This is a genomic window from Mycobacteroides franklinii, from assembly GCF_001853795.1.
GTDB lineage: Bacteria > Actinomycetota > Actinomycetes > Mycobacteriales > Mycobacteriaceae > Mycobacterium > Mycobacterium franklinii.
Window position 1 is genome coordinate 433,146 of record NZ_MLIK01000024.1, and the last position, 18,080, is coordinate 451,225.

The following is an 18,080-nucleotide window of genomic DNA, read 5'->3' on the forward strand; positions in this document are numbered from 1 at the left end:
TCCTCGGCGTTAGTGCACGTTGGGGGTATGCACGCGTTCCGGTCGAAGGCCCCTGCCGACGGCAATCGGCGGGATGAACTTGAGCGGACCGCGCCCAACGAAGAAGGGCAGCTTGATAGGGGACAGGTCGCCGGTGAGGACCGGTTTGATCACGTTGTTCTGGACGAACACCTGAAACGCTTGAACCGCTTTGGTCGGTAGTTCACGTCGGCGCTGCACCTTGGCCAGATCTTCGTCCGTGACGTGTCCCGCACGCAGTGGTTCTACGAGGATGTTCGCGGCCGCTACCGCGTCGGCGACCGCCAGGTTGATGCCGACCCCACCGGCAGGTGACATGGCATGTGCGGCGTCGCCGATGCACAGCAGGCCGGGGCGCCACCAGGTCTTGAGTCGATCGACCCGGACGTCCAGATGGCTGGTGTCATCCCAGGACCGCAGATCATTCACGTGATCATGCAGCTGTGGGCGCGCCGTGACCAGGCGTTCCTTGAACGCTTCCAGCGAGCCGTTTTGCGGTCCCGCCCCCTTCGGTAAGAGGTGTGCGACCTGCCAGTAGTCGCCGCGGTGAATCATCGCCAACAACATGCCGCGGCGCAGGACCGCGAATGTCTCATCCGGGTCACCGGGGCGGCGATTCAGCCGGAACCACAGCACATCCATCGGCGAGCTCTCATTGGCCGTCTGTAAACCCGAGGCAGCGCGCACCGCCGATTTGCGCCCGTCGGCCGCGACAACCAAGTCCGCCCGCACTTCCAGATCCGGCGTACGCGCGCCGACCACCCGATCTCCGTCGACGATCGGATCGGTGACTTCCGCATTGCGAATGAGGGTGAATTCCGGGTACTTCTCAGCCTTTTCGGCAAGGAAGTCAAGGAAATCCCATTGCGGCATGAACGCGATATACGGCTGTTTGTAGCCCAGCCATTTCAGCACGCGGAAGTCGCCGAACGTACGCATCTGGCCGTCGCCGTCAAAGGCGATGTGGTCCACCTTCTGGTGAGGCAGCATGAGCAATTCATCGATAAGTCCGATGTCGTCCATGATCCGCAGCGTGGTGGGATGCACGGTGTCCCCGCGGAAGTCGCGCAAAAAATCGCCGTGTTTTTCCAGGACCACGACCTTGATCCCCGCCCTGGCAAGTAGTAGGGCATGCACCAAGCCTGCGGGACCTCCGCCCGCGACGCATACCTGAGTCTGAAGAACTTGCGTCATACCCGGACGCTACGCCCGAACCAGTTGTGGTGGGGGTATCCATTCGGTGGTGCCGTCTTTGCGTTTTCGGGTGGTCCAGCCGTGGCCTAGGAGGCGGTGGTGTGGTGCGCAGGCGAAGGTGAGGTTGTCGATGTTGGTGTGTCCGCCCTGGGCCCATTCGGTGAGGTGGTGGACCTCGCAGAGGTATCCGGGCACCGAACATCCGGGGTGGGTGCAGCCGCGATCCTGGGCGTGTAACACGATCCGCTGATCCGCCGACGCGATCCGCTTGGCACGACCGAGATACAGGGGACGCCCATCATCATCGACGATCGTCAGGTAGTGGTGAGCATGCGCGGCCATCCTGATCAGGTCCCGCATGGGCAGCCGGGTACCCGCGCCAGTTGTCGCGATCCCTGCCGCGTCTTCGAGCTCTTTGAGTGTAGTGGACACGATGACCGTCACGGGTAGGCCGTGGTGTGAACCCAATTCCCCGGACGCCAATGTGGATCGTAGGCACGCGCGCAGTGCGTCGTGGTTGCGTTGCGCGCTGCTGCGGGTGTCGTGCTCGACAGCGTCGGGTGACGGCTCACCATCCACCAGGGTGTTTGATCGGCCGGGTTGCACATGCCGGGGGCGGCCAGTTTCGTAAACACCGCATCCAGATAGGCGCGGGTCTCCGGATCGAGTAGTCCCGAGATGGGTGACATGCCATCGAAACCTTGTTGTCCGATGCCCCGACCCGCGGCGCCGGGCCCGATCCACATCGCTGAATTCCCCGTCCGGGTTCAGCAGCGCCATCATCCGGTCGGCACCGGTGCGCAACTGTTCGGGCCGAAACTGGGAAGCCATCGCCGCCAGCTGCGCCTCGGCGGCGTCGCGGGTCGGGGCATCGACCACCACCGGCAGCCGGTCAAAGAACTGCCGAATGACTCGGAGGTGTTCCTCGCCGATATCGCCGCGCTCCAACGCTTCGGCGGTGCACGGTAGTTGAGGTTCAAGCACCTCACCGGTGATCGCCCGCCGCGGGGCGAGATGCTCGGCATCGGCGATCCGCCGCCGGGCCACACCCCTGCTGATATGCAAGCGCCGGGACAACACATCCGGAAACGACGTGCCCCCAAGCTCTACCGGAGACGCCTCACCCGTCACCTTCGGAACCAAACACACACCGCGGGCAGACAATCGGCGCTGTACAACCTCCAGGCGCGCCAACACCGTCAACGCCTCAGCGGCGGTGAACTCATCGACCAAATCAGCGCAGAAGACGTCGACAGCCGCCTCCACCACTTCAATCGAACTCATGTTCGAATTGTAAAGACACCCGCCGACAAAACCGTCGAGTTTGTGACGGGTGAAACTACTGCGGCACAAGTGATTTAGCGCAACGAGCCACGATCGAACGCGTCATGCGCTCGTGCCGACAACGACGGCGAGCCTGTCCAACGTCTCTTGCATAGCTCGGCGATTCACCGAAGGAAATCGCGCCAACTCGAGCAGCCATGGCGCGATATTCGTTGAATAGTCAAAGGTTTCCCGCACCAAGGTGCGCGTAGGCGTCAGCGGTTCCAACTCGTACCGCCATGTATGCCGGCCGAAGTTCCGCCAGGCGATCCTGCGCGGTTCATCGAATTCTCGCACCACATTCGTGAGCCGACCGCGATGGGTAAGCGCAACAGCCACCTGTACCAGCGAGGAGAGAGCCAGGTTTGGCAGCCGGGTGCGCATGCGCATGGTGAACGTTGCGCCGAGATGGAGCCGCGTGGGCCCGGCGAGCACTGGATCGCGCACCGCCCCCGTGCCGTCTATGGCGGCATGGCTCGCCGGATTGGCCAGCACATCGAATATTTCTTGCGCGGTGCTGTCGATGACCCGCTCGACGACTACCACGCGACCCTCAGTCCGTATCATGCCGTTTATCGTATGCGCCTGCCTATCATTATACAATCAATACGATCGCGGACCATCGTCTATTCTGATGTCTGTGGCGCAACAGAATCTCGATGCCCGGCCGGATCTCGCAGCCCTGATGGTCCCGCTCGGCCGGTCCTTGATGCGAGCGGAACTACCGCTTCTGGAGGCGCACGGTGTGTCTATGTGGGCGTACGCCGTGCTTACGGCGCTGCGCGACAATGAGGCGAGCAGTCAGGCCAGTCTCGCTGACACCATCGGCGCCGACCGCACGCGCATCATCGCCGTCTTGGACGATCTCCAGGAGCGCAAGCTCATCAATCGGCAACCGGACCCGAGTGACCGGCGAAGCAATCTGCTGTCGCTAACCGCCGCCGGGCGCAAAACTGTTACGGCAGCACAGAAAGCGATTCAAGAGAACGAGAAGCGGATCCTCGCCGGCGTGCCCTCAACGGATCGCGATGCGTTCCTGCGGGTGCTCACGCACCTGGCAGACCTTGAGGATTCGGAGATCGCCCCCGGCGATTAGGCCGCCGAAGACACCGCGTTCGACTTGGCGGTACCGAACTGCATGTTCTCCTCAATTCGATCCCGGTGGAACGCAAGGAAATCCAGCAGATAGTTGTGCCGGATGGCCCATGGCCCCGATGTCCCGGAGCGCGGCATGTGGGCATCACCGCGGCTCACGTAACCGGACGAAAGATTGAAGAACGGCCGCGCCTCGAGTTCTTCGCCGTGTCGATCCGGATAGGCGTGGGTATATCCGCGCTGATCCATGTAGTCGAGGAGACGCACCACGGCCCGCGCGCTCAGGTCGGCACGCAGCGTCCATGACGCGTTGGTGTATCCCACGCTCCACGCGGCGTTCGGGACTCCCTCGATCAGGTATCCCTTGTAGATGAACCGGCTCGGGGAATCGACGGGGGAGCCGTCCACACTCAGTTCGATGCCGCCGAAAATCTGCAGATTCAGCCCGGTCGCCGTGATGACGACATCCGCGCGTAGCTCTTCACCGGATCCCAGCCGGATTCCGGTTGAGGTGAACGAGTCGATCGTGTCCGTGACCATGCGGACGCCGCCCGCGTTGATGGCCTCGAAGAGATCTCCGTCGGTATCGGCGCACACGCGTTGGTCCCATGGGTTGTACCGCGGCTTGAAGTGCACATCGACCGGATAGTCGGCGGGCAACAGCTTGGAGATTCGGCGCCTGATGAACCATTTGGCGAATGCGGGCGCCCGACGGCAGACGTGGTACATGATCCAGCTGAATCCGCCCAGCCAAATGCGGGCGAAATGCTGAACAATGTTGGCCGGAAGCACTTTTCGCACCAGGCCGATGATCGGATCGGCGCGAGAGATGGGGTAGACGTAACTCGGGGAGCGCTGCACCATGCTGACCTTCGCACCGGCACGCGCCAAGGAGGGCACCAAGGTGATCGCGGTGGCACCGCTGCCGATGACCGCCACCTCCTTGCCGGAGCAGTCCAGATCCTCCGGCCAGTGTTGCGGGTGGATCAGTTGCCCGGTGAAGTTCTCCACCCCCGGGAATTCGGGGGTGTAGCCGTCGTCGTAGTTGTAGTAGCCGGTGCACAGGTACAGAAACCGGGCGCGGTACGTCGTCCGCCCGGCCGGGGTATCGACGCCCACCGACCAGGTGTCGGTGTCGGTTCCGAAATCCGCGCCGGTGACCTTGGCGGAGAAGGTGATATGTCCGTCGATGTCGTAGTCCCGCGCGGCGTGCTCCAGGTAATCACGGATATCCGCACCGTCGGCGATGGTGTTGCGTTCATGCCAGGGGTGATAACCGAAGCTGAGGGTGTAGATATCGCTGTCGGAACGGATCCCCGGGTACCGGAACAGATCCCAGGTTCCACCGATCCGTTCTCGGCGCTCGACGATGTGGAAACTGCGGCCCGCGGCGCTCAATCGAATAGCGGCGTTGATGCCGGATATCCCGGCCCCCACGATGAGAACGTCTACGAGCTCGTCCTTCGACATGTCCGACATGATGCTCCTGATCGTCATTGATGAGACAACATCCGACTCATCACGCTACCTCGTAAGGGGCGCACGGTAACCCGAGAGTCCTTGCAAGACCGGAGCGGCGGCTCGCGCGGCCATCACCGCATACGCCTCCTCGGTCTGCATCGCGATATCGCGCGGGTCCCGGGAGCCCTGCTCGATGCGCTCTCGCACGAAGGCCAGTTCCACGACCTGTGCCGCGAAGTTCTTCACCGCGACACCACTCGGGGCCCCGCCAATTCGCCTGGCCTCCGCTATCGCGTGCTTGCGCTCCTTGAGCGAGCCCAACCAGGTGGACTCATTGGGCGTGACCAGCCCGGCCGCCACCATCCCCGGCAGCTTCTCTGCGACGACCTGCTGTTCTTTGCGCCGGCTGCGCACACCGACGACGATCATCAGCGCGAACATCGGCACCATCCAGAACGCGTATACGGCCAGGTAACCCTCTAACCCGAGGAATGACGAGCCATTCCACAAGCCGTGCATGAGCACCGCGGCCAGGTATCCGACCACGATGCAGAGAAATTTGGCGATGACGCTGCGTTGCCGCAAGGAGTAGTAGACACCGACACCGGTCATGCTCGTGAACAACGAGTGCGCGAACGGGCCAAGGCCCAGCCGGACGATCGCGGTCAGCACTGACTCGCCGACAGTGTTGCCACTACCGATATAGGCGATGTCTTCGAGCCAGGCGAATCCGGCGGCGGTGATACCCGCGTAGACGAGGCAATCGGTGAGCGAATTGAGCTCCAGGCGGCGGCGGCCCGTCAGCATCAGTAGCAGGAAAGCTCCTTTGGCGGCCTCTTCGATGAAGGGCGCGCGGATGGCTACTGACGAGAAGGAGGTACTGGAGTCCGGGCCGTACCCCGCACCAAAGGCCACTTCAAGAATGATCGACACGACGACCGCGAGCGACGCACCCCAGACAAATGCCAGTACAAGAAGCCGTGAGGGCTCCGGTTCCCATCGGTCCAGCCAGAGATAGCACAGGACCACAATCCCGATCGCGATGCTCGATAGGACCAAGCCGATCATCGCGCCAACCGGATTAGAGAGAAGTAGACCCGCGATGATCAATCCCGTCACCAGCGCAAGAGCAATGATGAGGCCGATCGGCGCCCCTACCTTCTTGATCCGCTGAGGGAATCCTGGCATCGGTGGCATGGGGGCAGGCGCGGGTGCGTAGGACACCACCGAAGAGTAGCTGTGAGCCCTCGGACGGGTGCGGCAACCGCCCGCTGACAGCACCCACCGAGCCGACCGGGTTTGTGCTGGTGGAGACCGGTCTAGTAAGGTGAAACACATCTCTGCCGCACGTGCGGAGGTATTAGCACGCCCGCAGCTGAAGCTAGCTGCACCAGCACTGTCCCTACTACACAACCTGTCCGGAGCAACCCCACACATGCCAAGTCCCACCGTGACCTCGCCGCAAGTAGCCGTTAACGACATCGGCTCGGCCGAGGATTTTCTCGCCGCTATCGATAAGACGATCAAGTACTTCAACGATGGCGACATCGTCGAAGGGACCATCGTCAAGGTTGACCGCGACGAAGTTCTTCTTGACATCGGTTACAAGACCGAAGGTGTCATCCCGTCCCGCGAACTCTCGATCAAGCACGATGTCGACCCCAACGAGGTCGTTTCCGTGGGCGACGAGGTCGAGGCCCTGGTTCTCACCAAGGAAGACAAAGAAGGCCGTCTGATCCTGTCCAAGAAGCGCGCTCAGTACGAGCGGGCGTGGGGCACGATCGAAGAGCTCAAGGAGAAGGACGAGGCCGTCAAGGGCACCGTCATCGAGGTCGTCAAGGGCGGCCTGATCCTGGACATCGGCCTGCGCGGCTTCCTGCCCGCATCGCTGGTCGAGATGCGTCGTGTCCGCGATCTGCAGCCGTACATCGGCAAGGAGATCGAGGCCAAGATCATCGAGCTCGACCGCAACCGCAACAACGTGGTGCTGTCGCGCCGGGCCTGGTTGGAGCAGACCCAGTCCGAGGTCCGCAGCGAGTTCTTGAACCAGCTCACCAAGGGCGCCATCCGCAAGGGTGTCGTGTCCTCGATCGTCAACTTCGGCGCCTTCGTCGATCTCGGTGGGGTTGACGGCCTGGTGCACGTGTCCGAGCTGTCCTGGAAGCACATCGATCACCCGTCCGAGGTGGTTCAGGTGGGCGACGAGGTCACCGTCGAGGTTCTCGACGTCGACATGGACCGCGAGCGGGTTTCGTTGTCGCTCAAGGCAACTCAGGAAGACCCGTGGCGTCACTTCGCCCGCACCCACGCCATCGGCCAGATCGTGCCCGGCAAGGTCACCAAGCTGGTGCCGTTCGGTGCGTTCGTCCGCGTCGAAGAGGGCATCGAGGGCCTGGTGCACATCTCCGAGCTCTCGGAGCGCCACGTCGAGGTGCCGGACCAGGTTGTGGGTGTCGGCGACGACGCGATGGTCAAGGTCATCGACATCGACCTGGAGCGTCGCCGGATCTCGCTGAGCCTCAAGCAGGCCAACGAGGACTACACCGAGGAGTTCGACCCCTCGAAGTACGGCATGGCCGACAGCTACGACGAGGCCGGGAACTACATCTTCCCGGAGGGCTTCGACGCCGAGACCAACGAGTGGCTCGAGGGCTTCGACAAGCAGCGTGAAGAGTGGGAGGCCCGGTACGCCGAGGCCGAGCGTCGTCACAAGATGCACACCGTGCAGATGGAGAAGTCCGCGGCGGCCGCCGAGGCAGAGGCCGCGGCCGCTTCCTCGAGCAGTTCCTCGCGGTCCGAGGATTCGGCTCCACAGGGTGGCTCGCTCGCCAATGACGAGCAGCTCGCCGCACTGCGCGAGAAGCTGGCAGGCAACGCCTAAGTACGCGTTCTCACGACGGAAGGCCCCGGTCCCTGCGGACCGGGGCCTTCCTCGTCTGCACAGCAGCTGTTGTGGCGCGTCGTCGCCGAATCAGGGCCTCGCCCAGGAGAATTCGGCGTCAACGCGGGTAGCGGGTTCCCCGGTGCTGGTGATCAGGCGGAGTCGGCTCTGTGACAGACTGCGGACATGTTGCGCATTGGCCTGACCGGAGGAATCGGCGCGGGAAAGTCCACGGTCTCGCGGACCCTCGCCGAATGTGGGGCCTTCATCGTGGACAGTGACGTCATTGCGCGCGAGGTAGTGGAACCCGGAACTCCCGGCCTGACCGCACTGGTCGAGGCCTTTGGGGAATCGATCCTGCGCCCCGACGGCGCCTTGGACCGTGCGGCGCTGGCGGCAATCGCGTTCCAGGACGATGCGCACCGCACCACCCTCAACGGGATCGTGCATCCCTTGGTCGGCGCCCGGCGGGCCGAATTGATGGCCGCCGCGGGCAAGGATGCCATTGTGGTGGAAGACATTCCATTGCTCACGGAGAACTCGCTGGCACCGTTTTACCATCTGGTGCTGGTTGTGCACGCCGATGTCGAAACCCGCGTCACGCGACTGGTCACGCATCGCGGGATGGATGAGCAGGACGCTCGTTCGCGCGTGGCCGCCCAGGCATCCGATGAGCAGCGCCGCGCCATCGCCGATGTGTGGCTGGATAATTCAGGTGATACCGAAGTACTCGCACAGACGGTTCGTGACCTGTGGGCCGAGCGGCTGCAGCCGTACGCGCATAATCTGCGCACTCGCCAACGGGCGCCATGGGCGCCAGAGCTCGTTCCCGCCGACCCGACGTGGCCGGTTCAAGCCCAGCGCATCGTCAACCGGCTGGCGGTGGCGTGCGGTTCGAAGGCGCTGCGGATCGACCACATCGGCTCCACCGCCATACCCGGACTGGACGCCAAGGATGTCATCGATATTCAGGTGACTGTCGAATCGCTCGATGTGGCCGACGCTTTGGCGGATCCCTTGGCCGATATCGGGCTACCTCAAATAGTGGGTATCACCGCCGATGACCCACATGACGCCGAGATTGCCACCTGGGGCAAGCGCATCCACGCGGCAGCGGACCCGGGGCGCGCCGCCCTGGTGCATGTGCGGGTGGACGGTTGGCCGGGTCAGCGATTCGCGCTGATCTTCCGCGATTGGCTGCGCTCGGTTCCACAGGCGCGCGCCGAATACCTTTCGATCAAGCAAGCGGCCGAGCGAGCAGCGGCGGAGGCCAACGGTGATCCCGGCACCTACGTCGACGCCAAGGAACCCTGGTTTGCATCGGCGTATCCACGCGCGCTCGCCTGGGCGGCCGAAACCGGATGGACTCCGTAAGACGCGCGCATCACCGCTGTTGCGTGACGATACCGATGCACGTCGCGGTCAACAGTCTGGTCAATGCCGGCTCAAAGTCCAGGCTCCAGTCGGGCGGGACGCCCGGCTCACTGCGGTAATCGTGTTCAAGCCCCTCCGGGGGATGTGCGATCTGCCAGAGCATGGCGGCGAGCGAGAACGCGGCGACAAGGATGTCGAGCGAGCCCTTGCGGCCGATCTCCGGCAGAGTGCGTTCGATCGACTCTGCGATCGACATGACGGCGACGTTGCTGATCTGCTTCACCTCGGCGACGCGTTCGACGTCGACTTCGTGCTCCAGGTGTAGATGCTGATTGGCCAACAGGTCGCAGAACAGGGGATCGTCGACCAAGCCGTGTACCAGCGACTCGGCCACGCGGGCGGGGGAGCCGGGGCCAGGTTCGGCCAGCGCTGCGCAGACCGCGGCCGACCACCGGGTCCAACCCTCGGCGGCCAGGTGCAACAAGACTTCTTTGTGGGAGCTGAAATAGCGCCGAACAGCCGAGTAGTGCACCCCGGCGCGATTCGCGACCGCGGTCAGCGTTACGGAGGTGACACCGGATTCCACAGCCAGCGACCGCGCAGCTTCCACGATTGCTGCGGCCCGTTGACGTTTCTTCTCGTCAGTGCGGGCGCGTTGAAATGTCAGTTGCGCCACGTGCCGAGGATAACGCACGGCGTGTGATTTGCGACGTAACGAACCACCCGGTAGCGTGCGTTACGCACGTGGTATGCGTTAAAGATCCTGATGAAACGCGCTGGAAGGGAGCCAACTGTTCCGACCTTAGGCATGGTTTACTTCGAGAAATGTGCGGGCATGCGTGCCCGGGCACCGCAGGCTTGAAGCAACCAGCACGCGGCGATTGCTGCGCCGCCCTTTCGAGTGGGGCGGTCGGGTGCGGAATCCGATCGGTAGTTGAGCCAGGTTCGAGCAAGCACGTGCTATCGGCTTGCGAAACGCCAAACGGGTGAAGGGGTTTTACGATTCTTAGCGCATTGAAGCGGGCTTGGATCCCCGTGGTGATGGTGCTCGTGTTGGCCATCGCGGGCTTCGCGGTATGGCGGATTCGCGGCATCTTCGGTTCGTCGCAGTTGCCCACCTACGCCGGCAGCATGACCGACGACAAGAACAACTCCAAGCCCAAGCATGTGCTCTACGAGATCTTCGGCCCTCCCGGCACCATCGCGGACATCAACTACATCGACAAAGAGGGTGAACCGCACCAGATCAACGGGGCGGTCTTGCCGTGGTCGATCGAGATCGTCACGACCGCACCGTCGATGACGGGAAACATCCTGGCCCAGACCCGCAACGCCGATGGACTCGGTTGCCGCATCACGGCCAACGATGAGAAAAAAGATGAAAGGTATACCAACGAGGTGAGCGCCTACGTCTACTGCTTTGTGAAGTCCGCATGAGCGGGGCGCACACAGGACGTGCGGCAGGGGAGCCCACCTTTTTGGCCAAATGGATTCGCCGCCTGTCGATCCCCATCGTCATCGGCTGGCTGGCCATCGTCTTCGCCCTCAATACGTTCGTCCCTCAGCTGGAGCAGGTCGGCAAGGAACACACCGTTTCGCTGAGCCCCCAGAGTGCGCCGTCGATGCAGGCGATGAAGCACATGGGCAAGATGTTCAAGGAGTCCGACTCCGACAGCGTCGTCATGATCGTGCTGGAGGGACAGGAACGACTGGGCCCCGGCTCACACAAGTTCTACGACGAAATGGTGGGCCGGCTGCGCGCCGACACCAAACACGTTCAGCACGTTCAAGACTTCTGGGGTGATCCCCTCACCGAGGCCGGTGCGCAGAGCACCGACGGCAAGGCCACCTACGTCCAGGTAAACCTGGCGGGAAACATGGGCGAGACGCTGTCGAACGAGTCCACCGAGGCGGCTCGCAACATCGTCAAACAGCTCGAGGCCGACTGGACCAAGAACGGCACCAAGCTGCCCGACGGGCTGACCGTGTATGTCACCGGCCCCGGCGCGTTGCAGACCGACATGAACCACGCCGGCGACGGCAGCCTCCAGCTCATCACCGGATTGACCTTCCTCGTCATCGTGGTGATGCTGCTGTTCTTCTATCGATCGATCTTCACCGTGATCATGGTGTTCATGCTGGTGGGCATCCAGCTGAGCGCCGCGCGTGGTGTCATCGCCTTCCTCGGTAATACCGAGATCATCGGGTTGTCGACCTTCGCCGTGAACCTGTTGGTGATGCTCTCCATCGCCGCGGGCACCGACTACGCCATCTTCCTGATCGGCCGCTACCAGGAAGCCCGAGCCATGGGCGCCGAAAAGGAAGCGGCGTACTACGAGATGTTCCACGGCACCGCGCACGTCATCCTGGGATCGGGTATGACCATCGCCGGTGCCATGTACTGCCTGAGCTTCACCCGCATGCCGTACTTCCAGACTCTGGGCGTGCCGTGCTCGGTGGGCCTGCTCGTGGGCGTGCTGGTATCCCTCACCTTGGGACCGGCCCTCATCACCATCGGTAGCCGCTTCGGACTGTTCGAACCGAAGCGCGCCATGCGGATTCGCTCCTGGCGCAAGATCGGGACGACGATCGTGCGCTGGCCGGGCCCGGTTCTTGCGGCCGCCTTGTCGATCGCCATCATCGGTCTTGCGGCGCTGCCCGGATACCGGACCAGCTACGACGACAAGAAGTACATCCCGAAGGACATTCCGGCCAACGCGGGCTTTCAAGCCGCCGACCGGCACTTCTCGCAGGCCCGGATGAATCCGGAGATGCTCCTCATCGAGTCCGATCACGACATGCGGAACTCGGCAGACTTCCTGGTCATCGACAAGGTCGCCAAGGCGGTATTCCGAGTGCCCGGAATCGCACGCGTGCAAGCGATTACGCGCCCACAGGGCACGCCGATCGAGCACAGCTCCATCCCGTTCCTCATCAGCATGCAGAGCGTGGGTCAGCTGCAGAATATGAAGCTGATGAAGGACCGCATGGCGGACATGAAGGTCCAGGCGGACAAGATGGGCGAGAACGTCGTCATCATGAAGCGCACGCTCGCCAACATGACCACCATGGCGGGCATTACGCATTCACTCGTCGGCGATATGCACACCCTGCAGGGCACCATCCACGATATGCGGGACAGCATCTCGAATTTCGACGACTGGTTCCGCCCGATTCGCAACTACTTGTACTGGGAAAAGCACTGCTTCGACATCCCCATGTGCTGGGCCATACGGTCGATTTTCGACGTTCTCGACAAGATCGACGAGATGACCGAAACCATGGACGGCATGGTCGTCAACATGGAGCGGATGGACCAGTTGATGCCCAAGATGGTCTCGGACATGTCGGCGATGGTCCCGATCATGGAAGACATGCAGCAGATGATGCTGACCCAACACAGCACCATGTCCGGTTTCTATAACCAGATGGACGAGATGAGCCAGAACTCGACCGCCATGGGTAAGGCGTTCGATGCTGCGAAGAACGACGACTCGTTCTATCTGCCACCGGAGATCTTCGACAACGCCGACTTCAAACGGGGAATGAAATCGTTCCTGTCACCGGACGGCAAGGCGGTCCGGATGATCATCTCGCACCGAGGTGATCCCGCGACACCTGAAGGCCTTTCGCATGTCGAGCCGATCAAGCAGGCCGCGATCGAGGCGGTCAAGGGCACGCCCCTGGAGAACGCCAAGATCGAACTGGGCGGCACCGCGGCCGTGTTCAAGGACATGTCCGACGGCGCCCGGTACGACTTGATGATCGCCGGTATCTCGGCCTTGTGCCTGATCTTCCTGATCATGCTGCTCATCACGCGAAGCTTCGTGGCCTCACTCGTCATCGTCGGCACGGTGGCGTTGTCACTGGGTGCTTCATTCGGTTTGTCGGTGATCATCTGGCAATACATCTTGGGTATCGAATTGCACTGGCTGGTCATGCAGATGGCAATCATCGTGCTGCTGGCGGTGGGCTCCGACTACAACCTCTTGTTGGTCTCCCGACTCAAGGAGGAGCTGCACGGCGGTCTGAAGACCGGCATCATCCGCTCGATGGGTGGTACCGGCAGCGTGGTGACCTCGGCTGGCCTGGTCTTCGCCTTCACGATGGCTGTGATGGTGGTCAGCGATCTGCGCATCATCGGCCAGGTCGGTACGACAATCGCGCTGGGCTTGCTCTTCGACACCCTCATCGTGCGGTCCTTCATGACACCGGCCATCGCGACCATCCTCGGTCGTTGGTTCTGGTGGCCGCTGAATGTGCGGACGCGGCCACTGCCTCCGCCCAGGACTCCGGCAGCCTCGCAGCCAGTGCCGCCCACGCCGGTGCCGGTAACTCCGGGACACGGAGATGAGCCCATCACCACGGAGTTCCCCCGGCCTTCGGTCTAACGTCGGTACACGCGCAGGTAGCCGCTCCCGATTTCCCGTCGGGTAAACAGTCCTGCGCCATTGGGGCACCGTTTCATGATGCCTTGGCAATATCCGAGGTGTTTCAGTCGCCGTCGGCACGTGAATTCCGCTGCGATGTGTTGGAGTAATGAGATCCAACATCGCAGCGGGGCTCCGAGAGCCGTCGAGAAATATTTGCTGGTTGCATGGGTGGCGGTGAGCCGTGGGCGGCACCACGTCCATCGGATGACGACTCACCGACGTTCGTGACGAACGACACGCCCGGCGACTGCGCTACTTGCGGGTCACTTTTTCGCCCCGCTGCGCGCGTACCGCCCACGGCCGCTGCGAGCATCAAAGCCGAGGGAACCAGCCCGGCAAAAAGTAGCATTGGCAAACACTCTGTGGGTCCGGTAGCTGGTGCGATTCTCAGATCAGTCACTAACTCCGATGTGCACGCAGGCGCTTTCGTTACATGGAGGAAAAGAAACAGGGAATAGATCCGTGTCACCGGTTGTTGACATCCGCTTGTAGCTAACTAAGCTATTGCGGGTACTCAGGGGAGTAAATGGGCAAGTTGTGACTGACAGCACATGTACAGTTCCCTGACAAACGTATGTAGTATCCCTTACGAATTACTAAGAAATCGGCATGAGCGGAGCCACGTGGGATGAACCGACGATATGAACGGGCGCCCCATCAGCTCACGGACTCCGCAAAACAACACGGTGTCGTACTGGCTGGTAACTGTTTGCGCGCGAATCGCGCCGCCGCATAGCCGGACGCGATAAGCAGAGTCGAGTTGTTGGCCCCCGGGCCACACGGGTGAAGGGGATTGGACCATTTTCAAGGTATTGAAGCGGGTATGGGTCCCGCTCGTCGTTCTGGTGGTGATCTCGGCCGCCGCGTTTGGTGTCTATCGGCTTCACGGCGTGTTTGGCTCGACCAACATCAATTCGGCGGTCGGCATCAAGGATGACTCCAAGAACATCATCCCGAAAGACATCGTCTACGAAATCTTCGGTCCCGCAGGGACAAGGGGCGAGGTCAACTATCTCGACGACCGGGCGCAACCGCAGCGCGCCCAGTTCACCACACTGCCGTGGACGTTAACCATCACGACGACGATGACTTCTGTCTTCGCCAATGTCGTCGCGATGGGGGATAGCGATGAAATTGGCTGCCGCATCCTGTCCAACGGCGAAGTAAAGGACGAACAGACCGTGTCCAACCACAACGCCCAAGTCTTCTGCATGGTGAAATCCGCATGAGCACACATAGCGCTCCCACGAATGACGCAACCCAAAAGCCTTCGCGCATAGCGCGTTTCATCCACACGTTCTCCGTACCGATCATTCTGGCCTGGCTGGTGTTGACGGTCATCGTCAACGTCGTCGTGCCGCAGCTCGAAGAGGTCGGTAAAGAACACTCGGTGTCGTTGGCATCGAAGGACGCACCGTCCTACCAGGCCATCAAGCGTCAAGGTGAGCTGTTCCAGCAGTTCAAGGACGACAGCATGGTGATGGTCCTGCTGGAGAGCGACACCAAGTTCTCCACCGATATGAACGACAAGGCGCACACGTTCTACCGCGAGTTGGTCAAACGACTGCGTGCCGATACCAAGCATGTGGAATACGCCCAGGACTTCTGGGGCGACCGCATCACGGCCGGTGGCGCGCAGAGTGTCGACGAAAAATCTGCATACGTTCAGCTGAATCTCCGTGGAGACCAAGGCACGACGGAAGGCAAGGAATCCGTCACGGCGGTCCAGGACATCGTCGCCAAGCTCATCGACGAGAGCAAGAAGAACAGTACGTATCCCGACGGGCTGAAGGTCTTCGTCACCGGCCAGGCCGCGCTGACAATGGACATGAACGACGCCGGCGACAAGAGCATGCTCAAGATGACGGGTATCACCTTCATCGTCATCGCCGTGATGCTGCTGCTCATCTACCGGTCCATCACGACGGTGCTGCTCATCCTGTTCATGGTGTTCGTCGAACTGGGTGCCGCTCGTGGCGTGGTCGCGATCCTCGGCAATGCCGAAATCATCGGCCTATCGACATTCGCGGTGAACCTGCTGACCTCTCTGGCCATCGCGGCCGGGACTGACTATGCGATCTTCCAAATCGGCCGTTATCACGAGCTACGGGCCGAGGGCAGGGACCGGCTCGAATCCTTCTACATCATGTATCACAGTGTCTCGCACGTGATCTTGGGTTCGGGCCTCACCATCGCGGGCGCCACGTTCTGCCTGAAATTCACTCGCCTGCCGTACTTCGAGTCGCTGGGTGTGCCCTGCGCGATCGGCATGCTGGTGGTGGTGGCCGCCTCGCTCACCATCGGTCCGGCGGTGATTCTGATAGCGACAAAGTTTGGGCTGCTGGAGTCCAAGCGCACCATCAAGAGCAGGGGATGGCGCAAGATCGGCACCGCCATTGTGCGCTGGCCGGGACCGATCTTGGCGGTCACGATGATCATCGCGATCGTCGGCTTGGGCATCCTGCCCACATACTCGGTCAACTACAACGACCGGTACTACATCCCGACTGGTCTGCCGTCGATTCAAGGCTTCCAGGCATCCGACCGGCACTTCTCGAAGGCGAGAATGAACCCGGACATCCTGATCGTCGAGGCGGACAAGGATCTGCGGACCCCGGCCAACATGTTGGTGCTGGACCGCATCGCCAAAAACGTCTTCCGCACGGAGGGCATCAACAAGGTGCAGAGCATGACCCGCCCAATGGGCGCTCCGATCGATCACAGCTCGGTGCCATTCCAGGTGAGTATGCAATCGGTATCGATGACCGAGAACATGAATTACCTCAAGAACAGCATGGCGGACATGTTGAAGATGGCCGACGATATGGGTTCGATGGTCGCCATCATGGAACGCATGTACAGCATCATGAAAGAGCTCGTCGGTGTAACACACCATATGGCGACAGTGACGGTGCCGGACATGATCAGTGTCACCAATGAAATGCGGGACAATATCGCCAATTTCGACGATCAATTCCGCCCGCTGCGCAACTATTTCTATTGGGAAAAGCATTGCTTCGATATTCCGATGTGCTGGTCCATGCGCTCGCTATTCGACACCATTGACGGGATCGATAAGTTAGCCGAGAGCATGCAGGGAATGCTCGGTGACATCACCAACATGGACAAGCTGATGCCGCAGATGGTGGAACAGCTGCCGCCCATGATCGCCATCACCAAGAACATGCGGAACACCATGCTGACCATGTACAGCACGATGAACGGCATGATCGGCCAGATGGACCGCATGACCGACACCGCAACGGTGATGGGTCAGGCGTTCGACGAGGCGAAGAATGACGACTTCTTCTACCTGCCGCCGGAGGCCTTCGACAACGAAGACTTCAAGAAGGGCGTCAAGCTGATGATGTCGCCGGACGGCAAGGCCGCGCAGTTCATCATCACGCATGAGGGCGACTACGCCAGCAAGGAGTCGCTCGCCAACACGGAGGTCGAACTCAAGGCCGCCAAGAACGCCATCAAGGGCACCCCGCTGGACGAGGCCAAGCTCTATCTCGGCGGTACGGCACCGACCTATCACGACATCGGCGAGATGGTGAAGTACGACCTGATGATCGCGGTCATCGCATCGCTATGCCTGATCTTCGTCATCATGTTGGTCATCACGCGAAGCATCGTGGCGGCGTTCACGATCGTCGGGACCATCGCGATATCGCTCGGGGCGTCCTTCGGCCTGTCGGTATTGCTGTGGCAGCACATTCTTGGCCTGCAGCTGCACTGGTTCGTGCTGCCGTTCACCGTCATCATCTTGTTGGCGGTCGGCTCGGACTACAACCTGCTACTGGTATCCAGATTCAAGGAAGAGCTACATGGTGGTCTGAACACCGCCATCCTGCGCGGTGTGGGCGGTTCAGGAAGTGTGGCCACCCAGGCCGGTCTGGTGTTCGCGTTCACCATGGGCTCGATGATCACCAGCGACCTGATCGCGATCGGCCAAGCCGGGTCGGCCATCTGCCTGGGTCTGCTGTTCGACACCTTCATCATCCGGGCGTTCATGACGCCGGCGATCGCCGCCCTGATGGGCCGATGGTTCTGGTGGCCCATGAAGGTGAGCAAGTACGCGACAGATCCGCCGCCTCCGCCGGTGCCCGTCGAGCAACAGGTTCCGCCACCACCGGCGCCTGTTCCCGTCGGGGCGGGTCCTGGACCTGCACATGATGACCCGGTCACCGCGGAGTTTCCACGACCTCAGGTCTGACGGTTAGTACAGTTCGGCCCCCGTGCTCATGGCATGGGGGCCGAACTCGTTTAAGGGATCGGCCGACTAAGCCTTTCCAGGT

12 protein-coding genes and 1 pseudogene are annotated in these 18,080 nt (G+C 61.7%); 7 read left to right on the top strand and 6 right to left on the bottom strand.

The window, feature by feature from the left end; translation table 11 throughout:
* Window positions 1-9: 9 nt before the first annotated feature.
* The 3 genes and pseudogenes from BKG76_RS21525 to BKG76_RS21535 form a co-directional block, all read right to left on the bottom strand.
* Entirely contained in the window at window positions 10-1,212 is a 1,203-nt protein-coding gene (locus tag BKG76_RS21525; RefSeq protein ID WP_070939725.1) for an FAD-dependent oxidoreductase, read from the bottom strand.
* 9 nt (window positions 1,213-1,221) lie between these two features.
* Window positions 1,222-2,496: pseudogene (locus tag BKG76_RS25475) on the bottom strand (HNH endonuclease signature motif containing protein).
* A 102-nt stretch (window positions 2,497-2,598) separates the two neighbouring features.
* A complete protein-coding gene (locus BKG76_RS21535) occupies window positions 2,599-3,102 on the bottom strand; it encodes an SRPBCC family protein (RefSeq protein WP_070939726.1) in 504 nt (167 codons plus the stop codon).
* 73 nt (window positions 3,103-3,175) lie between these two features.
* Here BKG76_RS21535 and BKG76_RS21540 point away from each other — a divergent pair, with 73 nt between their 5' ends.
* A complete protein-coding gene (locus tag BKG76_RS21540) occupies window positions 3,176-3,631 on the top strand; it encodes a MarR family winged helix-turn-helix transcriptional regulator (RefSeq protein ID WP_070940048.1) in 456 nt (151 codons plus the stop codon).
* Here the strand turns inward: BKG76_RS21540 and BKG76_RS21545 are convergent.
* Both BKG76_RS21545 and BKG76_RS21550 read right to left on the bottom strand, forming a co-directional pair.
* On the bottom strand, window positions 3,628-5,127 hold the full coding sequence (locus tag BKG76_RS21545; protein ID WP_070939727.1) for a flavin-containing monooxygenase: 1,500 nt from the start codon (window positions 5,125-5,127) through the stop codon (window positions 3,628-3,630). The genes BKG76_RS21540 and BKG76_RS21545 overlap by 4 nt on opposite strands.
* Before the next feature lie 27 nt (window positions 5,128-5,154).
* The gene (locus tag BKG76_RS21550; RefSeq protein ID WP_070939728.1) at window positions 5,155-6,318 is read right to left on the bottom strand and encodes a PrsW family intramembrane metalloprotease; all 1,164 of its coding nucleotides are present in this window, start codon (window positions 6,316-6,318) and stop codon (window positions 5,155-5,157) included.
* Window positions 6,319-6,526: 208 nt separating this feature from the next.
* Here BKG76_RS21550 and rpsA point away from each other — a divergent pair, with 208 nt between their 5' ends.
* A complete protein-coding gene (rpsA, locus tag BKG76_RS21555) occupies window positions 6,527-7,972 on the top strand; it encodes a 30S ribosomal protein S1 (RefSeq protein WP_070939729.1) in 1,446 nt (481 codons plus the stop codon).
* A 186-nt stretch (window positions 7,973-8,158) separates the two neighbouring features.
* A complete protein-coding gene (gene coaE / locus BKG76_RS21560) occupies window positions 8,159-9,346 on the top strand; it encodes a dephospho-CoA kinase (RefSeq protein ID WP_070939730.1) in 1,188 nt (395 codons plus the stop codon).
* Window positions 9,347-9,356: 10 nt separating this feature from the next.
* On the opposite strand, the gene BKG76_RS21565 is transcribed toward coaE, so the two are convergent.
* Window positions 9,357-10,022, bottom strand: a complete 666-nt coding sequence (locus BKG76_RS21565; RefSeq protein ID WP_070939731.1) for a TetR family transcriptional regulator — start codon at window positions 10,020-10,022, stop codon at window positions 9,357-9,359.
* A 365-nt stretch (window positions 10,023-10,387) separates the two neighbouring features.
* Here BKG76_RS21565 and BKG76_RS21570 point away from each other — a divergent pair, with 365 nt between their 5' ends.
* The 4 genes from BKG76_RS21570 to BKG76_RS21585 all read left to right on the top strand — a co-directional run bounded on the left by BKG76_RS21570 (window position 10,388) and on the right by BKG76_RS21585 (window position 17,998).
* The gene (locus BKG76_RS21570; protein WP_232783719.1) at window positions 10,388-10,783 is read left to right on the top strand and encodes an MmpS family transport accessory protein; all 396 of its coding nucleotides are present in this window, start codon (window positions 10,388-10,390) and stop codon (window positions 10,781-10,783) included.
* Window positions 10,780-13,737, top strand: coding sequence for an MMPL/RND family transporter (locus BKG76_RS21575; RefSeq protein ID WP_070939733.1), 2,958 nt, complete (start codon window positions 10,780-10,782; stop codon window positions 13,735-13,737). Before BKG76_RS21570 ends, BKG76_RS21575 begins: the two co-directional genes overlap by 4 nt.
* An 854-nt stretch (window positions 13,738-14,591) precedes the next feature.
* Window positions 14,592-15,008 (top strand): MmpS family transport accessory protein, encoded by a 417-nt coding sequence (locus tag BKG76_RS21580; RefSeq protein ID WP_083338163.1) that lies wholly within the window; start codon window positions 14,592-14,594, stop codon window positions 15,006-15,008.
* Complete coding sequence (locus tag BKG76_RS21585; RefSeq protein WP_070939734.1) at window positions 15,005-17,998, top strand: MMPL/RND family transporter; 2,994 nt, start codon at window positions 15,005-15,007, stop codon at window positions 17,996-17,998. The genes BKG76_RS21580 and BKG76_RS21585 overlap by 4 nt, the downstream gene beginning before the upstream one ends.
* Window positions 17,999-18,080 lie beyond the last annotated feature (82 nt).